Source organism: Paraburkholderia sartisoli (genome assembly GCF_900107685.1).
In the GTDB taxonomy this organism is placed as follows: domain Bacteria; phylum Pseudomonadota; class Gammaproteobacteria; order Burkholderiales; family Burkholderiaceae; genus Paraburkholderia; species Paraburkholderia sartisoli.
The window spans coordinates 204,237-226,305 of record NZ_FNRQ01000005.1; the positions used below are offsets into that span (position 1 = coordinate 204,237).

The 22,069-nt window shown below is 64.0% G+C and carries 12 protein-coding genes; 11 read left to right on the top strand and 1 reads right to left on the bottom strand.

The genetic code is table 11. The features are described 5' to 3' along the window. The first annotated feature begins 53 nt into the window (after positions 1–53). Positions 54–479 (top strand): F0F1 ATP synthase subunit epsilon, encoded by a 426-nt coding sequence (locus BLV45_RS16825; RefSeq protein ID WP_090535091.1) that lies wholly within the window; start codon positions 54–56, stop codon positions 477–479. 249 nt (positions 480–728) lie between these two features. Beyond that, complete coding sequence (locus tag BLV45_RS16830) at positions 729–2,459, top strand: AMP-binding protein (protein ID WP_090535292.1); 1,731 nt, start codon at positions 729–731, stop codon at positions 2,457–2,459. Between the two features lie 631 nt (positions 2,460–3,090). Here the strand turns inward: BLV45_RS16830 and BLV45_RS16835 are convergent. Next, positions 3,091–3,909 carry a transporter substrate-binding domain-containing protein gene (locus BLV45_RS16835; protein WP_090535092.1) on the bottom strand — a complete coding sequence of 273 codons (819 nt, stop codon included), beginning with the start codon at positions 3,907–3,909 and terminating at the stop codon, positions 3,091–3,093. A 245-nt stretch (positions 3,910–4,154) separates the two neighbouring features. On the opposite strand from BLV45_RS16835, the gene hemE reads away from it, so the two are divergent. The 9 genes from hemE to BLV45_RS16880 all read left to right on the top strand — a co-directional run bounded on the left by hemE (position 4,155) and on the right by BLV45_RS16880 (position 22,057). Next, positions 4,155–5,252, top strand: a complete 1,098-nt coding sequence (hemE, locus tag BLV45_RS16840) for a uroporphyrinogen decarboxylase (RefSeq protein ID WP_090535093.1) — start codon at positions 4,155–4,157, stop codon at positions 5,250–5,252. Positions 5,253–5,701: 449 nt separating this feature from the next. Beyond that, the gene (locus BLV45_RS16845; protein WP_090535293.1) at positions 5,702–7,957 is read left to right on the top strand and encodes a primosomal protein N'; all 2,256 of its coding nucleotides are present in this window, start codon (positions 5,702–5,704) and stop codon (positions 7,955–7,957) included. A 188-nt stretch (positions 7,958–8,145) separates the two neighbouring features. Next, positions 8,146–9,585, top strand: a complete 1,440-nt coding sequence (locus tag BLV45_RS16850; RefSeq protein WP_090535094.1) for a YeiH family protein — start codon at positions 8,146–8,148, stop codon at positions 9,583–9,585. A 2-nt stretch (positions 9,586–9,587) separates the two neighbouring features. Further along, positions 9,588–9,854 (top strand): hypothetical protein, encoded by a 267-nt coding sequence (locus BLV45_RS16855; protein WP_245753327.1) that lies wholly within the window; start codon positions 9,588–9,590, stop codon positions 9,852–9,854. A gap of 464 nt (positions 9,855–10,318) precedes the next feature. Next, positions 10,319–14,269 (top strand): trifunctional transcriptional regulator/proline dehydrogenase/L-glutamate gamma-semialdehyde dehydrogenase, encoded by a 3,951-nt coding sequence (putA, locus tag BLV45_RS16860; protein WP_090535095.1) that lies wholly within the window; start codon positions 10,319–10,321, stop codon positions 14,267–14,269. An 88-nt stretch (positions 14,270–14,357) separates the two neighbouring features. Next, complete coding sequence (locus tag BLV45_RS16865; RefSeq protein ID WP_090535096.1) at positions 14,358–15,506, top strand: branched-chain amino acid ABC transporter substrate-binding protein; 1,149 nt, start codon at positions 14,358–14,360, stop codon at positions 15,504–15,506. 535 nt (positions 15,507–16,041) lie between these two features. Next, positions 16,042–18,921, top strand: a complete 2,880-nt coding sequence (locus BLV45_RS16870; RefSeq protein ID WP_245753329.1) for an aminotransferase class III-fold pyridoxal phosphate-dependent enzyme — start codon at positions 16,042–16,044, stop codon at positions 18,919–18,921. A 36-nt stretch (positions 18,922–18,957) separates the two neighbouring features. After that, positions 18,958–20,787 (top strand): fatty acyl-AMP ligase, encoded by a 1,830-nt coding sequence (locus tag BLV45_RS16875; RefSeq protein ID WP_090535097.1) that lies wholly within the window; start codon positions 18,958–18,960, stop codon positions 20,785–20,787. 31 nt (positions 20,788–20,818) lie between these two features. Then, positions 20,819–22,057 carry a cytochrome P450 gene (locus BLV45_RS16880; RefSeq protein ID WP_245753330.1) on the top strand — a complete coding sequence of 413 codons (1,239 nt, stop codon included), beginning with the start codon at positions 20,819–20,821 and terminating at the stop codon, positions 22,055–22,057. Positions 22,058–22,069 lie beyond the last annotated feature (12 nt).

Consider the following 22,069-nt stretch of genomic DNA (forward strand, 5'->3'; position numbering starts at 1 on the left):
TATCACGGTAAAGACCGCGCCGAACGCATTACGCTCAACCAGGAATCGACACCATGGCAACTATCAAAGTAGACGTCGTCAGCGCGGAAGAGCAGATCTTCTCGGGTCAGGCGAAATTCGTCGCGCTGCCGGGCGAAGCGGGTGAACTGGGCATTCTGCCGGGCCACACGCCGCTCATCACGCGGATTCGTCCGGGTGCGGTGCGCATCGAGGCGGAAAACGGCGAAGAAGAGTTCGTGTTCGTCGCCGGCGGCATTCTTGAGGTCCAGCCGGGCGCAGTGACGGTTCTTGCCGACACGGCAATCCGCGGCAAGGATCTCGACGAAGCCAAGGCCGAAGAAGCGCGCAAGCGCGCTGAAGAGGCGCTGCAGAACGTGGGTTCGAACCTCGAATACGCTACCGCGCAAGCGGAACTCGCGTATGCGACGGCTCAGCTCGCTGCGATCCAGCGTCTGCGCAAGCTCCGCGGTCAGCACTGATCGCAACGCGACACGCAGTAGAAGTAAAAAAGCAGCCCCTCGTGGCTGCTTTTTTTATCCTTCACTTGACGTTTACGGAAAGGTAAGCAGAATCGCAGGTTGATTCTTGCCGCCGGAGTCCGCAAGCGGCAGGGGCAAGAGCAAGGCTGCGGGTAACACTTGATGCCGCGCGGTCATCCGCCGGTGGCACAATCGGTTTCAAATTCATTTCAACCGGGCGACGACGCGTCGCTCACGGAGACAGACACCATGGCAATCCAGACTGGAGGCGAGGGCGCACTTATCGAGCCGAAGGACAACCTGTCGTACGTCCGCGGCTCGACGGAGATTGCGCTGAGCGAGGCAACCGTCGGTGAGTTTCTGCTGGACACGGCGCGCCGCTTTCCCGACCGTCCCGCAGTGGTGTTCCGCGAGCAGCGCATCCGCTGGACGTGGAAGGAGTTTTCCGACGAAGTCGACATTCTCGCCGCCGGCCTGCTGACGTTGGGGATCGGGAAGGGTGACCGTGTCGGCATCTGGTCGCCGAATCGCGTCGAATGGCTGTTGACGCAGTTCGCCACGGCCCGTATCGGCGCGGTGCTCGTCAACATCAACCCGGCGTACCGCCTGGCCGAACTCGAATACGCGCTGAACAAGGTGGGTTGCAAGGCGATCGTTTCCGCGCACAGCTTCAAGTCGTCGATGTATCTGGAGATGCTGCAGGAGCTCGCCCCCGAACTGGCCACGCAGGCGCCCGGCGAACTGTGCGCGGCACGTCTGCCGGAGCTGCGTTATGTGATCCGCATGTGCGACACCGAAACACCCGGCATGCTGACGTTCTCCGACGTCATCGAGCAGGGTCGCGCTTCACTCGACGTCGCAAGGCTCGACGCGATCGGCGCCACGCTGTCGGCGCATGAGCCGATCAACATCCAGTTCACGAGCGGCACGACGGGCAACCCGAAGGGCGCGACGCTCACGCACAGCAACGTCGTGAACAACGCGCGCTACATCGCGATGGCCATGCGCCTGAGCGAGCACGACAGCCTGTGCATTCCGGTGCCGTTGTATCACTGCTTCGGCATGGTGCTGGCGGTGCTCGCGTGTGTTTCGGTGGGCGCGAACATGGTTTTCCCCGGCGAGGGATTCGATCCGCTCGCGACATTGTCCGCGGTCGCCGAGGAACAATGCACGGCGCTTCATGGCGTGCCGACGATGTTCATCGCCGAACTCGACCATCCCGAATTCTCACGCTTCGATCTGAGCCGCCTGCGCACGGGCATCATGGCGGGTTCGCCGTGCCCGATCGAAACGATGAAGAAAGTGGTGTCGAAGATGCATCTCGGTGAAATCACCATCGCATACGGCATGACGGAAACGAGCCCCGTCTCGTTCCAGAGTTCGACGGCCGACCCGCTCGACAAGCGCACGACAACCGTCGGCCGCATCCAGCCGCATCTCGAAGTGAAGCTTGTCGACGCGAGCGGCAACGTGGTGCCGGTTGGCGAAACCGGTGAGCTGTGTACAAAGGGTTACTCGGTGATGCTGGGCTACTGGGGCGATGAAGCCAAAACGAACGAAAGCATCGTCGAGGGATGGATGCACACCGGCGATCTCGCGACGCTCGACGCCGAGGGTTATTGCAACATCGTTGGCCGTCTGAAGGACATGCTGATTCGCGGCGGCGAAAACATCTACCCGCGCGAAATCGAGGAGTTTCTGTTTCGTCATCCGAAGATCCAGAGCGTGCAGGTGTTCGGCGTGCCCGACCTGAAGTACGGCGAGGAAGTGTGCGCGTGGATCGTGCTGCGTCCGGGCGAGCAGGCCACGGCGGAAGAGGTGCAGGCATTCTGTCGCGACCAGATCGCGCACTACAAGGTGCCGAAGCATATCCGCTTCGTCGACGAGCTTCCGATGACGGTCACCGGCAAGGTGCAGAAGTTCGTGATGCGCCAACGGATGATCGAAGAGTTGAAGATCACCGCCGATAAAACCGCGTGATCTGAACGCAGCAGGGCGTCGCGCGCAAGCGCATGCGACGCCTTGCCGGAATCGTGTTCCTGGGACAACTTGATAGCTGAAACGTCCGCGAAAAACCGCTAAAAAAGCGGGACCAGACGTTTAGCCAGACGAAAAAAAAGCGGGCCTGGAGCCCGCTAAAAACCACACGCTACGGGGTTAGCGCGAGGAGACCAATGAAGGAACCTGGTGGGACGACGCACATCACGCCGACCACGGCCCCAGCAGGGATGCCCCTTGTCAGGGCTTCGGCAAAAGCCGACCGGCACGGTGCATCGTATCCGCTCACACTACGCACCCAGCCACATCCGTGTTGAAACCGTTGAAGGGCATTGTGGGCGAATAAGTCTGCTGGCGCGGTAACAAAGTGTTTCAGGTTGTAACGCCCGTCAGACAAGGCTTTGCGGGATTACTTTCCGATCCGAACTGTTCTAAATATTGCTTTAGCCGGTAGGAAATTCCGAACTCCGCGAACGTTGTCGATTTACCCATACTGCGCTTTTTTATCGCGTGTTGGGAGCAGGGGATTTCCCGGCATTCGATGCCGCGCGCGATCATCGCGCAATGCCACGCCAGCAGACTTTTCCTCGTGATCTGCTGGCGTCGCCGGAAGCTACTTCAGCCACTTGTCCTGAATGGCCTGGTATTCGCCGGTTGCGCGCGCCAGATGCAGCCACTGATCGACGTACTGCTGGAACACGACGTCGCCGCGCGGCACCATCCATGCCTTCTCACCGTACTGGAACGGCTTGTCCGGATGCACGGAGCATAACCCCGGGTTGAGCTTTTGCTGCAGCAAGGTTTCGGACGCATCGGTGACCATGACGTCGGCCTTGCCGGCCAGGATCTGCTTGAACACCGTCACGTTGTCCGGATAGACGGTCATGTTCGCGTGCGGGAAAAACTGCTTCGCGAAGCGCTCGTTGGTGCCGCCCGGATTGACGATCACACGCGTCGACGGCTGGTCGATCTGCGCGACGGTCTGGTACTTGTTGACGTCGTCGCAGCGCACGATCGGCGTCTTGCCGTCGATCATGTAGGGCTCGGTGAAGAACGCGCGTTTTTGCCGGTCGAGTGTGGTCGAGACGCCGCCGATCGCGACATCGCATTTCGCGACGAAGTCGTTCATCAGGTTCGACCACGACGTCTTCACGAATTCCGCCTTCACGCCGAGCGAGTGCGCGAGCGATTCGGCCATGTCGATGTCGATGCCCTCGAACTGGCCGTCTGGCTTGTAGAACGAATATGGCTTGTAGTCGCCGGTCGTGCAGGCGCGCAGCGTGCCGCGCGCGACGATTTCGTCGAGACGCGACCCCTGTGGCGTGGCGGCGGCGCTTACAGCGCTGTTCGTCTGGGCGGACGCCGGGCTCACGGCGCTCAGCGCGCCGGCGCAGATCAGGGCGCTGGTCCATGCGAGGGCGGTTTTGTTCATCGAGTCTCCTTCGTTTGTCTGTTATTGGAAGTTAAACGCGGGTAAGGCCGTTGATGATAGCCCGGCAATCCGGGCTTGATAAGAAGATGACTGCCGCCCGGTGAGGCACTGGATGGCACCGCTCGCGACCGGCGCCGCGGGCCAGCACACGAGCGCAACAGACCGCCGCGTTTATTCATCGCATCCCGCGCGATGCGGGCGGCGGTGTCCGGTAAAATGCCCCTTTGCCTCCAGTCGCCCGCAACGTGGTCAATACTCTTCTGAACGACACTTTCCTGCGCGCGCTCCTGCGCCAGCCGACCGAATACACGCCGATCTGGCTGATGCGGCAGGCAGGTCGCTACCTGCCGGAATACAACGCAACGCGCAGCCGGGCGGGCAGCTTCCTCGGCCTCGCGAAGAATCCCGATTACGCGACGGAAGTCACGTTGCAACCGCTCGACCGCTATCCGCTCGACGCCGCGATTCTTTTCTCCGACATCCTGACGATTCCCGACGCGATGGGTCTCGGCCTCGACTTCCAGACGGGCGAAGGCCCGAAGTTCGCGCATCCGGTGCGCACGGAAGACGACGTCGCGCGCCTCGCGGTGCCGGATATCGACGCCACGCTGCGCTACGTGACGGACGCCGTCAGCCAGATCCGTCGCTCGCTGGTCGACGCGCAGGGCCGGCAGCGCGTGCCGTTGATCGGCTTTTCGGGCAGCCCGTGGACGCTGGCGTGCTATATGGTCGAAGGCGGTGGGTCAGCCGACTTCCGCACCGTGAAGTCGATGCTGTATGCGCGCCCTGACCTGATGCACCGCATTCTCGACGTGAACGCGAAGGCGGTCGCGGCCTACCTGAACGCGCAGATCGAAGCCGGCGCGCAGGCCGTGATGATCTTCGATACGTGGGGCGGCGCGCTTGCCGACGGCATCTATCAGCGCTTCTCGCTGCACTACATCCAGCAGGTCGTCTCCCAGCTCAAGCGCGAACACGACGGCGCGAAGGTGCCAGTCATCACGTTCACCAAAGGCGGCGGCCTGTGGCTCGACGAGATCGCCGCGACGGGTGTCGACGCGGTCGGACTCGACTGGACCGTGAATCTGTCGAAGGCGCGCGAGCGCGTCGGCGACAAGGTGGCGCTGCAGGGGAATATCGATCCCTCGGTGCTGTTCGCGTCGCCTTCGGCGATCCGGATCGAGGCGCGCGCCGTGCTCGACAGCTTCGGCAACCATCCGGGCCACGTCTTCAATCTGGGCCACGGCATCTCGCAGTTCACGCCGCCGGAGCACGTCGCCGAGCTCGTCGACGAGGTACACCGGCACAGTCGTGCCATTCGCGCCGGCGGCGTCCCGACGTGACGCTACGAGCGTGAAAATTTTGTTGCGGTGCGATGAAGTGGGCTCTCGACGTAAGGGTGACGACGGCGTAACGAGGCCGCCACGCAGCCATCCCGTAATTGTCAAGACTTGACTTATGCACATTTGTCTCGCTGCGGCGCAGTAGAGCGTTACATCGCTGTTTTGGGCTTGCAAGTTGTGTGCGAGTTTGATCCGAGCCTTGACTGGCAAGGGTTTTAGCGGCTATTCGAGATATGTGCGGTAGCCCACGGAACGACGGCGGGCCGCCGTTTTCGGGCCGTCGCGACAGAGTTCTCAACAAAGTTATCCACAGGCCGGGCGGACCGATTGCAATTCTTCAGCAGAATCCAAAGCTTGGCGTCGAAAGTGAGGTTTTACTTTAACTTCGGCGTTTTCACCTCGCCTGATCGGCTAACCCGATTTGACCCGCTTTGCATGGTGAGCGCTGCGTGAGCGACGTTTTTGTGCGCGTTGCGCTCGATCATCCCCTGCCGACGCTCTTCGACTACCGGTGCGACATCGAGCCGCCGCCGGTGCCCGGCATGCTCGTGAGCGTGCCATTCGGCAAGCGCGATACGGTTGGCCTCGTGTGCGAAGTGAGTGATCGCAGCGACGTGCCCTCCGACCGGTTGCGCGCGGTGAACGCGGCATGCACGGCGTGCCCGCCGCTATCCGCCGCGTGGCTCAAGCTGGCGGCATTCGCGGCCGACTACTACCAGCGCGGAATCGGCGAAGTCGCGTTACCAGGCCTGCCCCAGGCGCTGCGCGACGCGACGCGCTGGGCGCGGCTGCTCGCGCCGGAAGAGCGCTATCGGCTGATGCCGGCGGGTCGCGACGCGTTGCCCGACGCGTTGCCGGCGCGCGCCAGCGCGTTGCGCCGTCTTGCCGGGGTGCTGGCCGAAGCCGGCTCGCTATCCGCCGCCGATGCGCGCGCGCTGCATCTGAAGGCCGTCGCGACGCTCGACGCCTGGCTGGCGGAAGGCTGGGTCGAGCGCGACGTGATCGAAGCCGCCGACGTGCGCGCGGCCGCATCCGACGCGCCACCCGCCGACGCGCCGCCCGCGACGCTACCGACGCTCACCGACGAACAGACGGCCGCCGTCGAAGCCATCCGCGACGCGGACGGCTTCGTGCCGTTCCTGCTGCACGGCGTAACCGGCAGCGGCAAGACCGAAGTCTATCTGCGGGCGCTGGCCGGCCTGCTCGCCGCCGACCCGCGCGCGCAGGCGCTCGTTCTTGTCCCCGAAATCAATCTCACGCCGCAGTTCGAAGCGGCGTTCCGCGCGCGCTTCGCGGCGCTCGATGCCGGCGCGATCGTCACGCTGCACAGCGGGCTTGCCGAAGGCGAGCGGGCGCGTCACTGGTTTGCCGCCCACACGGGCCGCGCGCGGATCGTGCTCGGCACCCGGCTCGCCGTGCTGGCTTCGCTGCCGAAGCTGGCGATCATCGTCGTCGATGAAGAGCACGATCCGGCTTACAAGCAGCAGGAAGGGCTGCGCTACTCGGCGCGCGATCTGGCGATCTATCGCGCGAAGCAGCTCGGCATTCCGGTCGTGCTCGGCTCCGCGACGCCTTCGCTCGAAAGCTGGTGGCAGGCGGATCAGGGGCGCTACACGCGGCTTACGCTGTCGCGCCGCGCGGTGGCCGACGCCGTGCTGCCCGCCATCAAACTCATCGATCTCGAGGAAGAACATCGGCGCGGACGCGCTTCGATCGACGGCCTGTCGGGCCCGCTGATCGCGGCGCTGAAATCGCGACTGGAACGCGGCGAGCAAAGCCTCGTGTTTCTCAACCGGCGTGGCTACGCGCCGGTGCTCTCGTGCGACGCATGCGGCTGGGTCGCGGGCTGCCCGCGATGCAGCGCGTACGTCGTGCTGCACAAGCCAGAGCGCGCGATGCGCTGCCATCATTGCGGCTGGGAGTCGCGCATTCCGCGCGCGTGTCCGGACTGCGGCAACGTCGACATCGCGCCGCTGGGACGCGGCACGCAACGCGTCGAGGAAACGCTCGCGGAGGTCGTGCCGGGCGCGCGCGTGCTGCGCATCGACGCCGACAGCACGCGCCGCAAGGGCAGCGCGCAGGCGCTCTTCTCGGACGTACACGCGGGCGAAGTCGACATCCTCGTCGGCACGCAGATGATCGCGAAGGGACATGATTTCCAGCGCGTCTCGCTGGTGGGCGTCGTGAACGCCGACACCGCGCTCTTTTCCCACGACTTTCGCGCGAGCGAGCGGCTTTTCGCCCAGCTGATGCAGGTGAGCGGCCGCGCCGGCCGCGCCGGCCTGCCGGGCGAAGTGCTCGTGCAGACGCGCTATCCGCGTCACGCGCTGTATCACGCGCTCGCGCGCCACGATTACGTCGGCTTCGCGAAGTCGCAGCTTGGCGAGCGCCGCGACGCCCATCTGCCGCCGTTCGTCTACCAGGCGCTGCTGCGCGCCGAGGGCCGCACGCTCGAAGCGGCGCTCGCGTTCTTGCAGCAGGCCGCCGCGCAGCTATCGACGATTCCCGCGGCCGAACGCGTGAGCGTCTACGACGCGGTGCCGCTGACCATCGTCAAGGTGATGCACGTGCATCGCGCGCAGTTGTTGATCGAAAGCGCATCGCGCGGCGCGCTCCAGGCGACGCTGCATGCGTGGCAGCCGATGCTGCGCACGCTCAAGGGCGTGCTGCGCTGGAACCTCGAAGTCGATCCACTCGACATCTGACGCGGCTCGCGTGGCCGGCCGATCCGGCGCACCGTGGGCAAATCCCGTCCGGTTATATCGATAGAGCGAAAGGTCGTTTCGTTTTCGGATGCCGCTCAACTATATTTCGCCCAATCGGCGCAATTTTCACAACAATTCGAACCCGACCCACCCCTGCGCCGACGCACCTCAACTTCCGGGGCTTTGCGATGAGCGATACAAACCACAGCCTGCCGGCGGGCGCGCAGCCCGCGCCGGCGGACGGTACCGAACGTATCGAGCGCACGACGCGCGGCGGCGGCGGTCTCTTTTCAACCGAAGACTGGTGGGCCGTCTGGATTGGCCTCTTCGTGATCGTGATCGCGTGGGCGCTGTTCGCGTCCGGCGGCAGCATCAAGTGGCTTGCGGTTGCACCCGCCAAATGGGCGAGCGTCGGCGCCGCCGGTACGGATATCGTCAGGCATCTGCCGAATTACGCTGCGTTGTTCGTCCTGTTTGCCGTGCTGTTCAGCGTCAGCCTTGCCGGACTCAAACAGAACGTCGCGCACTTCCTGCCGGCGTTTCTGGTTCTGTTCGTCGTGTCGGTGCTGATTTTCGAGCTTGGCGCGTGGACCAGCGCGGCGAAGTACAACCTCGAACCGCCGCTCGTCGCGCTTGCGCTCGGGCTCGTGATCTCGAATGTGTTCCGTCTGCCGGAGTGGTTCGCTGCCGGGCTGCGCGTCGAGTTTTACATCAAGGTCGGCATCGTGCTGCTCGGCGCGACGCTGCCGTTCACGCTGCTCGTGTGGGCCGGGCCGGTCGCGGTCGGCCAGGCGACGATCGTCTCGCTGATCACGTTCTTCGTGATCTTCTTCGTGGGCAAGGCGTTCGGCCTCGACCGGCGTTTCGCGGCGGTGCTCGGCGTGGGCGGCGCGGTGTGCGGCGTGTCGGCGGCGATTGCGATCGCGGGTGCGGTGCGCGCGAAGCGTGAGCAGGCGTCCGTGGCGATCACGCTCGTGATCCTGTGGGCGATCGTGATGATCTTCGTGCTGCCGTTCGCGTCACGCTCGCTCGGCCTGCCGACCGGCGTCGCGGGCGCGTGGATCGGCACCTCGGAATTCGCCGATGCAGCCGGCATCGCCGCCGCGCAGGCCTACGGCGACTTCGCGAAGAGCGCGGGCGGCGCGATCGCGGGCGCACCGGACGCGGCGTTGCAGGCATTCACGCTGATGAAGGTGGTGGGCCGCGACATCTGGATAGGCATCTGGGCGTTCCTGCTCGCGATCGTCGCGACGACGCGCTGGGAATCCGAAGACAACAACGTCAAATCCCGCGCCGACGCCCGCGAAATCTGGGCGCGCTTTCCGAAATTCGTGATTGGTTTCGTGATCGCGTCGGCGCTCGTGACCTGGATTGCCAGCCACTATTCGCTCGCGGATTACCGCAAGGTCGTGACGCCGGAATTCGTCGGGCCGATCACCGCGCTGCGCACGTGGGCGTTCATCTTCTGCTTTTTGAGCATCGGACTGACCACGCGCCTGCGCTCGCTGGCGGCGACCGGCCTGAAGCCGTTCCTCGTGTTCACGGCGGGCGTGGTAGTCAATATCGCCATCGGCTACGTGCTGTCCGCGCACGTGTTCGCATCGTACTGGAATAGCCTGGGACAGTGACCGTGAAGCCAGACGGCACCTCGACGTTCGCGCGCGGCGCGCCGGAAACCGCCGCGCTGCGCGACGCAAGCCGGTGTTGCGCCGGATGCCGGCACCGCGCCGACGACCGGCATTCTCTTGAGCAAAGCATTCCAGGCCTCACCGTCTTCAGTTCGGGTTTCGGCGCGAGCGTGGCGGCGAGCCGGCTGTGTCGCCTGCACGACCAGCTCGTCTCGCCCGCCGACACCTGCAGCCAGTTCGACCCAACGCCCGCCCGCATTTCTCGCTGAACGACGCCGGCTCGCGCGTCACTCAGGGCGCGTTTTCCGCCGATTGCTCGCCACGTGCGTCCACGCGTGCCGTTTCGATCCGTTTTGCCGCTGGATACGATGCGCCGCGAATAAAAAACACCGCACACAGCGCGCACATCGTCCAGATTCCGGTCACCACCATCCACTTTTCCATTTCCACTACCTTCCCTGTGAGCAAGACGCCTGTTTTGCGGCGTATGCCTGTATATCGGCGCGGCGCAGGATTCGATAAGGGTCGCGACGAAAAGAATCTGGCCAGGGAAAATACTGATCGCAACCGGGCGCATCCGGTTTGCCGAGACCCGGCGCAAACCCAGGTGGCACAAGGGCTTGCGAGAGGTGCAACCTTTTCCCACATGCGGTTGCACCTTTTTAATTGAAGGGGTACGATTCGCCAACTTTCTAGTCTTTCGCCGATGGTCAAATCGGCATTCGAAGGAAACATGGCGAGCACTACCCTTGGCGTCAAAGTTGACGACCTCCTCCGTTCCCGGCTGAAAGATGCCGCCACACGTCTAGAGCGCACGCCGCACTGGCTGATCAAGCAGGCGATCTTCGCGTATCTGGAGAAGATCGAGCAGGGTCAACTGCCCGCCGAGCTGTCGGGCCTGAACGGCGTGGTCGATCTGGCCGGGAGCGCCATCGTCGATTCCGACGAAGAGAGCGCCTCGCATCCGTTCCTCGAATTCGCGCAGAGCGTGCAGCCGCAGTCGGTGCTGCGCGCGGCGATCACGGCGGCGTATCGCCGTCCGGAGCCGGAGTGCGTGCCATTCCTGCTGGGTCAGGCGCGTCTGCCCGCGAATCTCGCGGGCGACGTGGAGGCGCTGGCCGGCAAGCTCGTCGAAGCGTTGCGCACCAAGAGCAAGGGTGGCGGCGTCGAAGGACTGATCCACGAATTCTCGCTGTCGAGCCAGGAAGGCGTCGCGCTGATGTGCCTCGCCGAGGCGCTGCTGCGCATTCCCGATCGCGCCACGCGCGACGCGCTGATCCGCGACAAGATCAGCAAGGGCGACTGGCGCTCGCACGTCGGCCAGGCGCCGTCGCTCTTCGTCAACGCCGCGACGTGGGGCCTGATGATCACCGGCAAGCTGGTGACGACCAACAGCGAGACGGGTCTTTCGTCGGCGCTGACGCGGCTGATCGGCAAGGGCGGTGAGCCGCTGATCAGAAAGGGCGTCGACATGGCGATGCGCCTGATGGGCGAACAGTTCGTCACCGGCGAGAACATTTCCGAAGCGCTGGCCAACAGCCGCAAGTTCGAGGCGCGGGGCTTCCGTTACTCGTACGACATGCTCGGCGAAGCCGCGACGACCGAAGCCGACGCACAGCGCTATTACGCATCGTACGAGCAGGCGATCCACGCAATTGGCAAGGCCGCAGGCGGGCGCGGCATCTACGAAGGCCCGGGCATCTCGATCAAGCTGTCGGCACTGCACGCGCGCTACTCGCGCTCGCAGCAGGAACGCTCGATGAGCGAGTTGCTGCCGCGCGTGCGCGCGCTTGCGATCCTCGCGCGCCGTTACGACATCGGCCTGAACATCGACGCCGAAGAAGCCGACCGCCTCGAAATCTCGCTCGACCTGCTCGAAGCGCTGTGCTTCGATCCGGAGCTGGCCGGCTGGAACGGCATCGGCTTCGTGGTCCAGGCGTATCAGAAGCGCTGCCCGTTCGTGATCGATTACCTGATCGATCTCGCGCGCCGCAGCCGTCACCGCATCATGGTCCGCCTCGTGAAGGGCGCGTACTGGGATACCGAAATCAAGCGCGCGCAGGTCGATGGCCTCGAAGGCTATCCGGTCTACACGCGCAAGATCTATACAGATGTCTCGTATCTCGCCTGCGCGAAAAAGCTGCTCGGCGCGCCGGATGCCGTCTATCCGCAGTTCGCGACGCACAACGCGCACACGCTCTCGGCGATCTATCACCTGGCCGGCCAGAACTACTATCCCGGCCAGTACGAGTTCCAGTGCCTGCACGGCATGGGCGAGCCGCTGTACGAGGAAGTCACCGGCCCGCTGTCCGCTGGAAAGCTGAACCGTCCGTGCCGCGTGTACGCGCCGGTCGGCACGCACGAAACGCTGCTCGCGTATCTCGTGCGCCGGCTGCTCGAGAACGGCGCGAACACGTCGTTCGTGAACCGCATCGCCGATGAAACCGTCGCGATCAAGGATCTCGTCGCCGATCCAATCGACCAAGCGTCGAAGATCACGCCGCTCGGCGCACCGCACGCGAAGATTCCGCTGCCGCGTCACCTGTTCGGCGCCGAGCGTCTCAATTCGATGGGGCTCGATCTGTCGAACGAACATCGGCTGGCGTCGCTGTCGTCGGCGTTGCTGGCGAGCGCGCATCATCCGTGGCGCGCGGCGCCCATGCTCGCCGACAACGACATCGCCGACGGCGCCGCGCGCGACGTGCGCAATCCAGCCGATCAGCGTGACCTCGTCGGCACGGTGGTCGAGGCGACCGCCGAACACGTGAGCGCCGCGCTCGCGCATGCGGTTGCCGCCGCGCCGATCTGGCAGGCGACGCCCGTCGAGGCGCGCGCCGATTGTCTCGCGCGTGCCGCCGACCTGCTCGAAGCGCAGATGCATACGCTGATGGGTCTCGTCGTGCGCGAAGCGGGCAAATCGTTGCCTAACGCCGTCGCGGAAATCCGCGAAGCGATCGACTTCCTGCGCTATTACTCCACGCAGATCCGCAACGAGTTCTCGAACGACACGCATCGCCCGCTCGGTCCGGTGGTGTGCATCAGCCCGTGGAATTTCCCGCTGGCGATTTTCATGGGTCAGGTTGCGGCGGCGCTCGCGGCCGGCAACACCGTGCTCGCGAAGCCGGCTGAACAGACGCCGCTGATCGCCGCGCAGGCCGTGCGCATCCTGCGCGAAGCCGGCGTGCCGACGGGCGCCGTGCAACTGCTGCCGGGCGACGGCGAAACGGTGGGCGCCGCGCTCGTCGCCGATGCGCGCACGCGTGCCGTGATGTTCACCGGCTCGACCGAAGTTGCGCGCCTCATCAACAGGACGCTGTCGTCGCGTCTCGACGCCGACGGCAAGCCGATTCCGCTGATCGCCGAAACCGGTGGCCAGAACGCGATGATCGTCGATTCGTCGGCGCTCGCGGAGCAGGTCGTCGCCGACGTGCTGCAGTCGTCGTTCGACTCCGCCGGCCAGCGGTGTTCGGCGCTGCGTGTTCTCTGTCTGCAGGACGATGTTGCCGACCGCACGCTCGAAATGCTGACGGGCGCGATGGGCGAACTCGCGGTAGGCAATCCGGATCGTCTGTCGATCGACGTCGGCCCGGTGATCGACACCGATGCAAAGCGCGGCATCGACGCGCACATCGCCGCGATGCGCGAGAAGGGCCGCAAGGTCGTGCAGCTGCCGATGCCGGAAGGCTGCGCCGCCGGCACGTTCGTGCCGCCGACGCTGATCGAACTCGACAGCATCGACGAACTGAAGCGCGAAGTGTTCGGCCCGGTGCTGCACGTGGTGCGTTATCGCCGCAGCGCGCTCGACAAGCTGCTCGACCAGATCCGCACGACGGGCTACGGGCTCACGCTTGGCGTCCACACGCGGATCGACGAAACGATCGCGCATGTGATCGGCCGCGCGCACGTCGGCAATATCTATGTGAACCGCAACGTGATCGGCGCGGTGGTCGGCGTGCAGCCGTTCGGCGGCGAAGGCCTGTCGGGCACGGGACCGAAGGCGGGCGGCGCGTTGTATCTGCAGCGCCTGCTGGCCAAGCGTCCGGCGGGCTTGCCGAAGTCGCTCGCCGCGGCGCTTGTGGTGGATGCGCCGCAGTCATCCCAAAAAATGGATGGAATGGGGGACAATCCGGCAGCCATGTTGACGGCATTGCGCGACTGGCTGATCGGCGAAGGCGAGGCGACGCTCGCCGCGCGCTGCGATGGTTACCTGTCGTACGTGCTGGCTGGCGCGACGGCCGTGTTGCCGGGGCCGACTGGCGAGCGCAACACGTACACGCTCGGCGCACGCGGCACCGTGCTGTGCGTGCCGTCGACGTCAGGCGGCGCCCGCGCGCAGTTTGCCGCGGTGCTGGCGACAGGAAACCGCGCGCTTTTCGAAGGCGCGGCAGGCGAGCAGCTGGTGGCTGCATTGCCTGCCGGATTGAAGCAACACGCGAGCGTGAAGAAGAGCGCCGAGGCCGCTTTCGATGCAGTGCTTTTCGAAGGCGACAGCGACGAACTGCTCGCGCTGGTGAAGGAAGTCGCGAAACGGCCGGGGCCGATCGTATCGGTGCAGGGCGTGGCGGCACGCGCGCTGGAAAGCGGCGATGAGGATTACGCGCTTGAACGTCTGTTGACGGAACGTTCGGTCAGCGTAAATACGGCAGCAGCAGGCGGCAATGCGAATTTGATGACGATTGGCTGAGCGAACCTCGACGATCAATTCAAAAAAATGGAAGCGTCACGGCGACCCCGATGCCGCTCCACTCACACCTGGTACCAAAGGAGAAGCTATGCAACACACGATGAAAGGGCTGACAGCTGCGACGCTCGTCGCGGTCATGTCGCTGGCGGGGACCGCGCAGGCACAAACGGCTGAAGACGTGAAGATCGGCTTTGCCGGTCCGATGACGGGCGCGCAGGCGCACTACGGCAAGGACTTCCAGAACGGCATCACGCTGGCGGTGGAAGAAGAGAACGCGACGAAGCCGGTAATCGGCGGCAAGGCGGTGCGCTTCGTGCTCGACTCGGCCGACGACCAGGCTGACCCGCGCACCGGCACGACGGTCGCGCAGAAGCTCGTCGACGACGGCATCAAGGGCATGCTCGGCCACTTCAACTCGGGTACGACGATCCCGGCTTCGCGCATCTACGCGAACGCGGGCATTCCGGAAATCGCGATGGCGACGGCGCCCGAGTACACGCAGCAAGGCTTCAAGACGACGTTCCGCATGATGACCTCCGACACGCAGCAAGGTTCGGTGGCCGGCACGTTCGCCGTGAAGTCGCTCGGCATGAAGAAGATCGCGATCGTCGACGACCGCACCGCCTACGGCCAGGGTCTGGCTGACCAGTTCGAGAAGGCCGCGAAGGCATCGGGCGCGACGATCATCGCGCGCGAGTACACGAACGACAAGGCCGTCGACTTCAAGTCGATCCTGACGAAGCTGAAGGCGGCGAACCCGGACCTGATCTATTACGGCGGCGCGGATTCGCAGGCGGCACCGATGGTCAAGCAGATGAAGACGCTGGGCATGAAGTCGCCGCTGATGGCTGGCGAAATGGTCAAGACGGACACGTTCCTGAAGATCGCGGGTGACTCGGCGAACGGCACGGTGGCGTCGCTGGCTGGCCTGCCGCTGGACGAAATGCCGGGCGGCAAGGACTACGTCGCGAGGTACAAGAAGCGCTTCAACGAAGACGTGCAGACGTATTCGCCGTACGCGTACGACGGCGCCATGGCGTTGTTCAACGCGATGAAGAAGGCGAACTCGACGGATCCGGCCAAGTATCTGCCGATGCTCGCGCAAACGTCGATGCCGGCGGTGACGTCGAAAGACCTCGCTTACGACAGCAAGGGTGACCTGAAGAACGGCGGCATCACGCTGTACAAGGTTGTCGACGGCAAGTGGACGACGCTGCAAAGCGTGGGCGGCAAGTAACGCTACCTGGTCAGATGATAGCGTCGCGAAAACGCGGCGCATGCGTCACAACCCGGATCGCAGCGCTTCTCGTTGCGATCCGGGCAGCTTCGAACACCCTGTGAGCCAGTCTGGCTCCCAGGGTGTTTTTTCGTGCGTGGACACCCAGCGCGCCCGCAACGTCTTTCCCGCCTCCCTCCTTTTTGTCTCGCAGACCGCACCTCGAATCTCTTAAATAAGCCGATATTCATAAGAAGCGCCTCATTTTCATTTGTTTTGGATAGCCTGTTTTGTAATCTCCAAAACCTTGATCCAGATTCAACCATCTGATTTACGGGCGACGTGGCTAGCAGTTAATCTTGACCGCATCGAAGTCCTACATCACGCCCATATTGCTTAGTAACGCTAATAATATCCCGTTGATGTTTCGACTGGTTGAGACGGAAGGAACGAGGATCTGGAATTTGAAACGCCTTCGAGGCGCGGCTTGATTCGCCTGATTCAGAAAATGGATGGTTCAGTGTCAATAAAGACAGAGCGGGAAATAACTGCATGGTTGATCGCCTATACACGAGCGCATTTCAACGCTGTATGGCAAGGCGAAACGGCCAGTCTGGCTGATCTGGGTATCGACTCGCTGTCGGGTGCCGAGTTGCTCAGCTCGCTGGAACGATGGCTTGAGATTTCGATCCCGGTCGACTTTCTTGAATACGTAACCGAATCGACCGAACTGGTCAGTGCGCTGGTCGAACTGCAGCAGGCACCGAAATCCGGTTCAGGTTCCGCAAGCGCGTTTGAGTCTTTCGTGAATCCCTGGCTGGCTAAAAAGCTCGCGCAGATCCACATGGACAGGTCGTTCGTGCGCGCCGATGGTGCGTATCTTTACGACCAGGAAGGCGAAGCATATCTCGACTTCCTGGCGCAATACGGCGCTGTTCCGTTCGGCCACCATCCCGAGGATATCTGGAAGGCGGTCGACGCGCTGCGCGCCGATGCGGAGCCGGTTTTCGCGCAGCCATCCTGTCTCGTGTCGGCTGGACTTCTCGCAGAGCGGTTGATACAACTGGCACCGCCCGGGCTTCGATATGTGACGTTCACGAACAGCGGCGCGGAGTCGGTGGAAGCCGCGCTCAAGATGGCCCGTCACGCCACGGGGCGAACGCACATCCTCTCGACGAAGAATGCCTTCCACGGCAAGACGTTCGGCGCATTATCGGCCACGGGAAAGTCGGACTATCAATCGCATTTCGGCTTGCCGCTGGCAGGATTCGACCATATCGAGTACGGCAACGCCGCCGCGCTCGACCAGCATCTCGCTTCCCGGCCAGGCGTCCATGCCGCGTTCATCGTCGAACCCATCCAGGGCGAGGGCGGTGTTCACGTGCCGCCGAAAGGGTATCTGGCCGCGGTCGAGACAATTTGCCGGCGGCATGGGGTCTTGCTGATTGTCGATGAAGTACAGACCGGACTCGGGCGTACCGGTGCGATGTTCGCCTGCGAGTACGAAGGCGTGCGCCCAGACATCCTCCTGCTGTCGAAGGCGCTGGGTGGTGGCCTAGTACCGGTCGGCGCAGTGCTGTGTACCGAGGCCGCATACAGCGAGAAGTTCGCTTTAAAACACTCGTCGACGTTTGCGGGCAACGCGCTGGCGTCGCGCGTCGGGCTCGCCACGCTGGAGCGGCTCACGCGCAACGGAGGCGAATTACTGTGTCACGTGCGCGTCGAAGGCGCATATCTGAAGCAGCGACTGGAGGCGATGCGCGCGCGCTTTCCGTTTTTGATCGAAGAGATCCGCGGACAAGGATTCATGCTGGGTATCCGGCTGAGTGCGGATCGCGCTCGCTGGCCGGAGAATTTCCTCGGCATCGCCGCGCAGGAGAGCGAACTGGCTCAGTTTGTCGCGAGCTACCTGCTGAACGTCGAGCGCATCCGCTTCGCGCCGACGCTCAATCGTGGAGACGTACTGCGCGTCCAGCCGCCGCTGACGGCGACGCGCGAGCATTGCGACAGGGCGGCCGATGCGCTCGAACGCGCGTTGAGCGTGCTGGCGAGCCGCGATACCGGCAGGTTCTATCGTGCGCTGCTGCGGCGCGAGGCGCCCGCATGCATGGCAGTCGGGGTGGCCGGCAAGGCTGAGACAGCCGGGTTGCCCGCGATCACCGAAGTCACGCCGCCGCTTCTCCTTTCGCGCGGTGCGGCAGACGAACATCGCTTCGGGTTTCTGATTCACCCGCTCGACGCGCAGAGCTATGCCGACTATGACCCCGGCCTGAACAGCCTGAACGCGGATGAACTGGCGGAGTTCGCGGCAAGCATGGACGGCCTGATCGATCCCGTCGTCGGCTCCAGCGCGCGGATCGAGTCGCCGGCAGGTGCGAAAGCGCGGGGCGATTTCATCATGATCAGTCACACGGCGGCGCAGTTGCGTCAGCTTTCCCAGCACGAGGCCATCGCGGTGCTGAAGCGCGGCATCAGGCTCGCGTTCGAACGCGGCGCGCGGATAGTCGGCCTCGGTGCCTATACGTCCGTGGTCAGCGGCGGCGGCGCGCAATTGCTGAATCCGGACGTTGCGTTGACATCGGGCAACTCTTACACCGTCGCCGCAGGCGTCGAAGCACTCGACGACGTCATGCACCGCACGGGCCGTCCGTGGGACGCGAGTACGGCGGCGGTCATCGGCGCGGCGGGTGCGATTGGATCGTGCATGGCGGTTCTTTTGTCGCGCCGTGCCGCGCGAATGTTGCTGATCGGCAATCCGGCGCACGCACGTCAGATCGGGCGCGCCCGGCTTCTTGCAGTGGCACGCATGATCGTCGAGGGAGCGCTTTCGACATGCGACGAAATCGTTCTCCCCGATTCTGTTGCCGCACAGATCAGGCGCGCCGCGGCGCACATGAACGTCGCTTCGGGTCAACCCGACACCGATGCCTTGATCGCACAGCTGGAAGAGCAGGAGACGCTCATGCTCACAGGCGACATCCGGGTACTTGGCGAGGCGGACGTCGCGCTCGCGGCAACCAGTTTTCCCGGCGACGTCATTGACGAAGCCCTGCTGCGGCCGGGAACCATCGTGTGCGACATATCGCGGCCGCGCTCCATTCCGGCTTCGATTGTCGATCGCCGTCCCGACGTACTCGTGATCGACGGCGGAATCATCGCGTTGCCGGGTTCCTCGCGGATTGGTCCGTATGGCATCGCGCCCGGCACGGCGTTCGCGTGCATGGCCGAAACGATGCTGCTCGCACTCGAAGGACGTTTCGAGAACGTGAGCATCGGCAACACGCTGGATGTGCGGGAGATCTCGCGGCAACGGCAACTCGCACGCAAGCACGGTTTCGCCCTGGCGGGGCTCCAAAGCTTCGGCCGGCCGCTCGCGGAAGACCAGTGGCAACGCTTCATCGGGTTCACCGCGCAACGCGCACTGCCACTCGCCTGAGCCGTGCATCGACCTATCCGTTTCAAGGAGATTCCCATGACCGCGTCGAACCCACCGCTCCAGCTTCTGGTTCCGGCCGCACCGTACGGCAGTTCGAACCTCGTCGAAATCGCGCGCGGCCACGCGCATGCGAACCCGGCTGGCCGGCCGTTTACCTACATCGACTATTCGGGCTCGCAGCCCGAAGACCAGTCGATCACTTACCTGCGCTTCGATCAGCGAGCGAGGCAGATTGCCGCGCTGCTGCAAACCTCGTGCAAACCGGGCGACCGCGTACTGCTGCTTTACCCAGCGGGGCTCGACTATCTGTGCGCGCTGTTCGGCTGCCTGTATGCCGGCATGACGGGCGTGCCCGCGTACCCGCCGCTGAACCCACGTCTGCGAGACCGCCTTGCTGCCGTCGCACACGATTGCGGCGCGAGCGCCGCGCTGACGACAGCCGCAACGCTCACCCAGCTGGACGACGAGGCCGGACCGCTCGCCCGGTTGCGCTGGTTCGCGACCGATATCGATCTCGCTGTCGGGGGGCGCGAAGACGAATGGCGCGATCCGCATACAGGTCGAGATCAGCTCGCGATCCTGCAATACACGTCGGGTTCCACGGGCGCGCCGAAAGGCGTCAAGGTCACGCACGGCAATCTGCTGCACAACGTCTACCTGATCGCATTGCATCTGCAGTTCAGACCCGGCGATCACCATCTGACCTGGCTGCCGCCCTATCACGACATGGGGCTGATCGGAGCGATGATGGGGTCATTCTGCGCGGGCGTGCCGGTCAGCTTCATGGCGCCGGCCGCTTTCCTGCGCCGCCCGGAGCGATGGCTCAGTGAATTGTCGAAGCGACGTTGCACCCTGAGCGGCGCGCCCAATTTCGCTTACGAGTTGTGTGTCGACAAGGTTCCGGACGAAACGCTCGAAACACTGGATCTGTCGAGCTGGGAGCTGGCGTATTCCGGCGCTGAGCCTGTGCGGGCCGACACGTTGAACCGTTTCGCCGAACGCTTCGGACCGTACGGGTTCCGGCGCAGTGCGTTCTATCCCTGCTATGGCATGGCGGAGACCACGCTCTTCGTGACGGGCAAGCGGCGCGACGAACCGCCCCGCACGCTGTCGATCGACAGCGTCGCCTACGCGAACGACGCGCGGGCCATCGCACAGGTGGGCACACCGCTCGATACGCCGGCGCGCGAACTGGTCAGTTGCGGCAGGCCAGCAACCGGTCTCGACGTGCGCATCGTCGATCCGGACACGGCACTCGAGTGTGCCGATGGATGCATCGGCGAAATCTGGGTCGCGGGGCCGTCAGTGACAGCGGGATATTGGGAGCGCCCGTCCTTGACTGCCGAGGTATTCGGTGCCCGCATGCGCAACCGCGCGGATGCCTACCTGAAGACGGGCGACCTCGGGTTCATGCATGAGGGCGAACTGTATGTCAGCGGCCGTCTCAAGGACCTGATCATCATTCGCGGCGTCAATCACTATCCGCACGATATCGAACGTACCGTCGACCGGTGCCACGAGGCGATGCGCCCGGGGTGCGGCATCGCGTTTGGCATCACCGCCGGCAATGAGGATCACCTCGTGCTTGCGCAGGAAATCAACCGGCGCGATGCGCTTCGCGCGGATGAGATCGCCGCCTGCATGCGCGACGCCATCTACAGGCATCACGGCATCCAGCCCTACGCGATCGTTCTGATTGCCAATGGCAGCATTCCCAAGACAACGAGCGGCAAGCTGTCGCGCCGTCCTTGTCGCGAGCAGTTCCTCGAAGGCCGTCTTCAGGTCGTCGCGCAATGGATTAACCCGCGTTTCGCCCATACGGCTACGGCCCGCGACGCGCGGCACGAAACGCCGCTTTCCGCCTGAACCGGTTCGCCCCTTTTTCCAGGAGATTTTCATGTCAGCGCTTTCTCCGGACACGGCCGCTTTTGCCCCCGCGTTCGATCCGCTTGTTCCTCATCCCCTGCACGTGCGCAATCCCTATCACGTCTATGCGCAGCTACGCGAGCACGCGCCGATGTATCGCTCGCCCCATGGCGTATGGATTGCCAGCCGGCACAGCGAAGTCTCGTTCATGCTGAAGGACGCCCATTTCGGGCGCGGGTACTTCTACTTCGAAAACATGTCGAAGCGGCTCGGCCCGGGCATCGTCGATCAGCCAGTGTACGCATCGGCCCGCAACATGATGGTGATGAAAGATGGCGAAGATCACCTGCGCGTGCGCAATGCGGTGGCACGTGGTTTCTCCCATAAGCGGATCGAGGCGATGCGACCGTTCATGCGGTCGGTGATGAGCGATCTGGTCGACGCGGCGCTCAAAAAGACGGCATTCGACGTGATGCTGGATCTTGCTTTTCCCTTGCCAAGCGCGGTGATCTGCCACCTGATCGGCATTCCCGAACAGGACTGGCCGAAGTTCAGCCGGCGCAGTGCCAACGGTTCGCGCGCGCTCGAGCCCGCGCCATTGAGTCCCCTGGAACTGTTCGAACAGAACAGGGCCGTCAACGAAGCTCATGCGTATTTTCAATGGCTGATCGAATTGCGTCGGCGCGAGCCCGGTGACGATCTGACGTCGCTGCTCATTGCGGCCGAAGCGGACGGTCTGATAACGCGCGCCGAGACGATAGACAACCTGCGGATGATGTTCGTCGGCGGTCAGGAGACGACGGTGAACACGATCGGCAATGGACTACTTGCGCTGTACCGGCACCCGGACCAGCTTCGCGCGCTGAAAAGCGACATGGCACTGCTGCCCGACGCGGTCACCGAGATGGTTCGCTACGATTCGGCCGTGCAGATGACGCCGCGCCAGGCACGCGAGGACATCGAGGTCGCGGGGGCGTCGATCAAGGCTGGCGAAACGATCCTGTGCATCGTGGCGTCGGCGAACCGCGATTCGGCGGCGTGGCCGGAGGCCGAAAGTTTCGACATCTCGCGCAGGAACAGCTACCCGCTTTCGTTCGGCGGTGGTCCGCACTACTGCCTTGGCGCGCAACTCGGCCAGGTGGAAACGGAGGTCGCATTGCAAACGATTTTCGAACGCCTGCCGGATCTCAAACCGGAGATCGACAATCCACGCTGGCTGCCTGGCACCGTGGTGTTTCGCGGGTTGCAGTCCCTGCCCGCTACCGCGTGACACGGAGCTTCC

Bases quoted from the DNA above. Each gene is read 5' to 3' on its own strand.
- BLV45_RS16825 (WP_090535091.1), top strand. From the start codon at position 54: ATGGCAACTATCAAAGTAGACGTCGTCAGCGCGGAAGAGCAGATCTTC.
- BLV45_RS16830 (WP_090535292.1), top strand. From the start codon at position 729: ATGGCAATCCAGACTGGAGGCGAGGGCGCACTTATCGAGCCGAAGGAC.
- BLV45_RS16835 (WP_090535092.1), bottom strand. From the start codon at position 3,909: ATGAACAAAACCGCCCTCGCATGGACCAGCGCCCTGATCTGCGCCGGC.
- BLV45_RS16850 (WP_090535094.1), top strand. From the start codon at position 8,146: ATGAGCGATACAAACCACAGCCTGCCGGCGGGCGCGCAGCCCGCGCCG.
- putA (WP_090535095.1), top strand. From the start codon at position 10,319: ATGGCGAGCACTACCCTTGGCGTCAAAGTTGACGACCTCCTCCGTTCC.
- BLV45_RS16865 (WP_090535096.1), top strand. From the start codon at position 14,358: ATGCAACACACGATGAAAGGGCTGACAGCTGCGACGCTCGTCGCGGTC.
- BLV45_RS16875 (WP_090535097.1), top strand. From the start codon at position 18,958: ATGACCGCGTCGAACCCACCGCTCCAGCTTCTGGTTCCGGCCGCACCG.
- BLV45_RS16880 (WP_245753330.1), top strand. From the start codon at position 20,819: ATGTCAGCGCTTTCTCCGGACACGGCCGCTTTTGCCCCCGCGTTCGAT.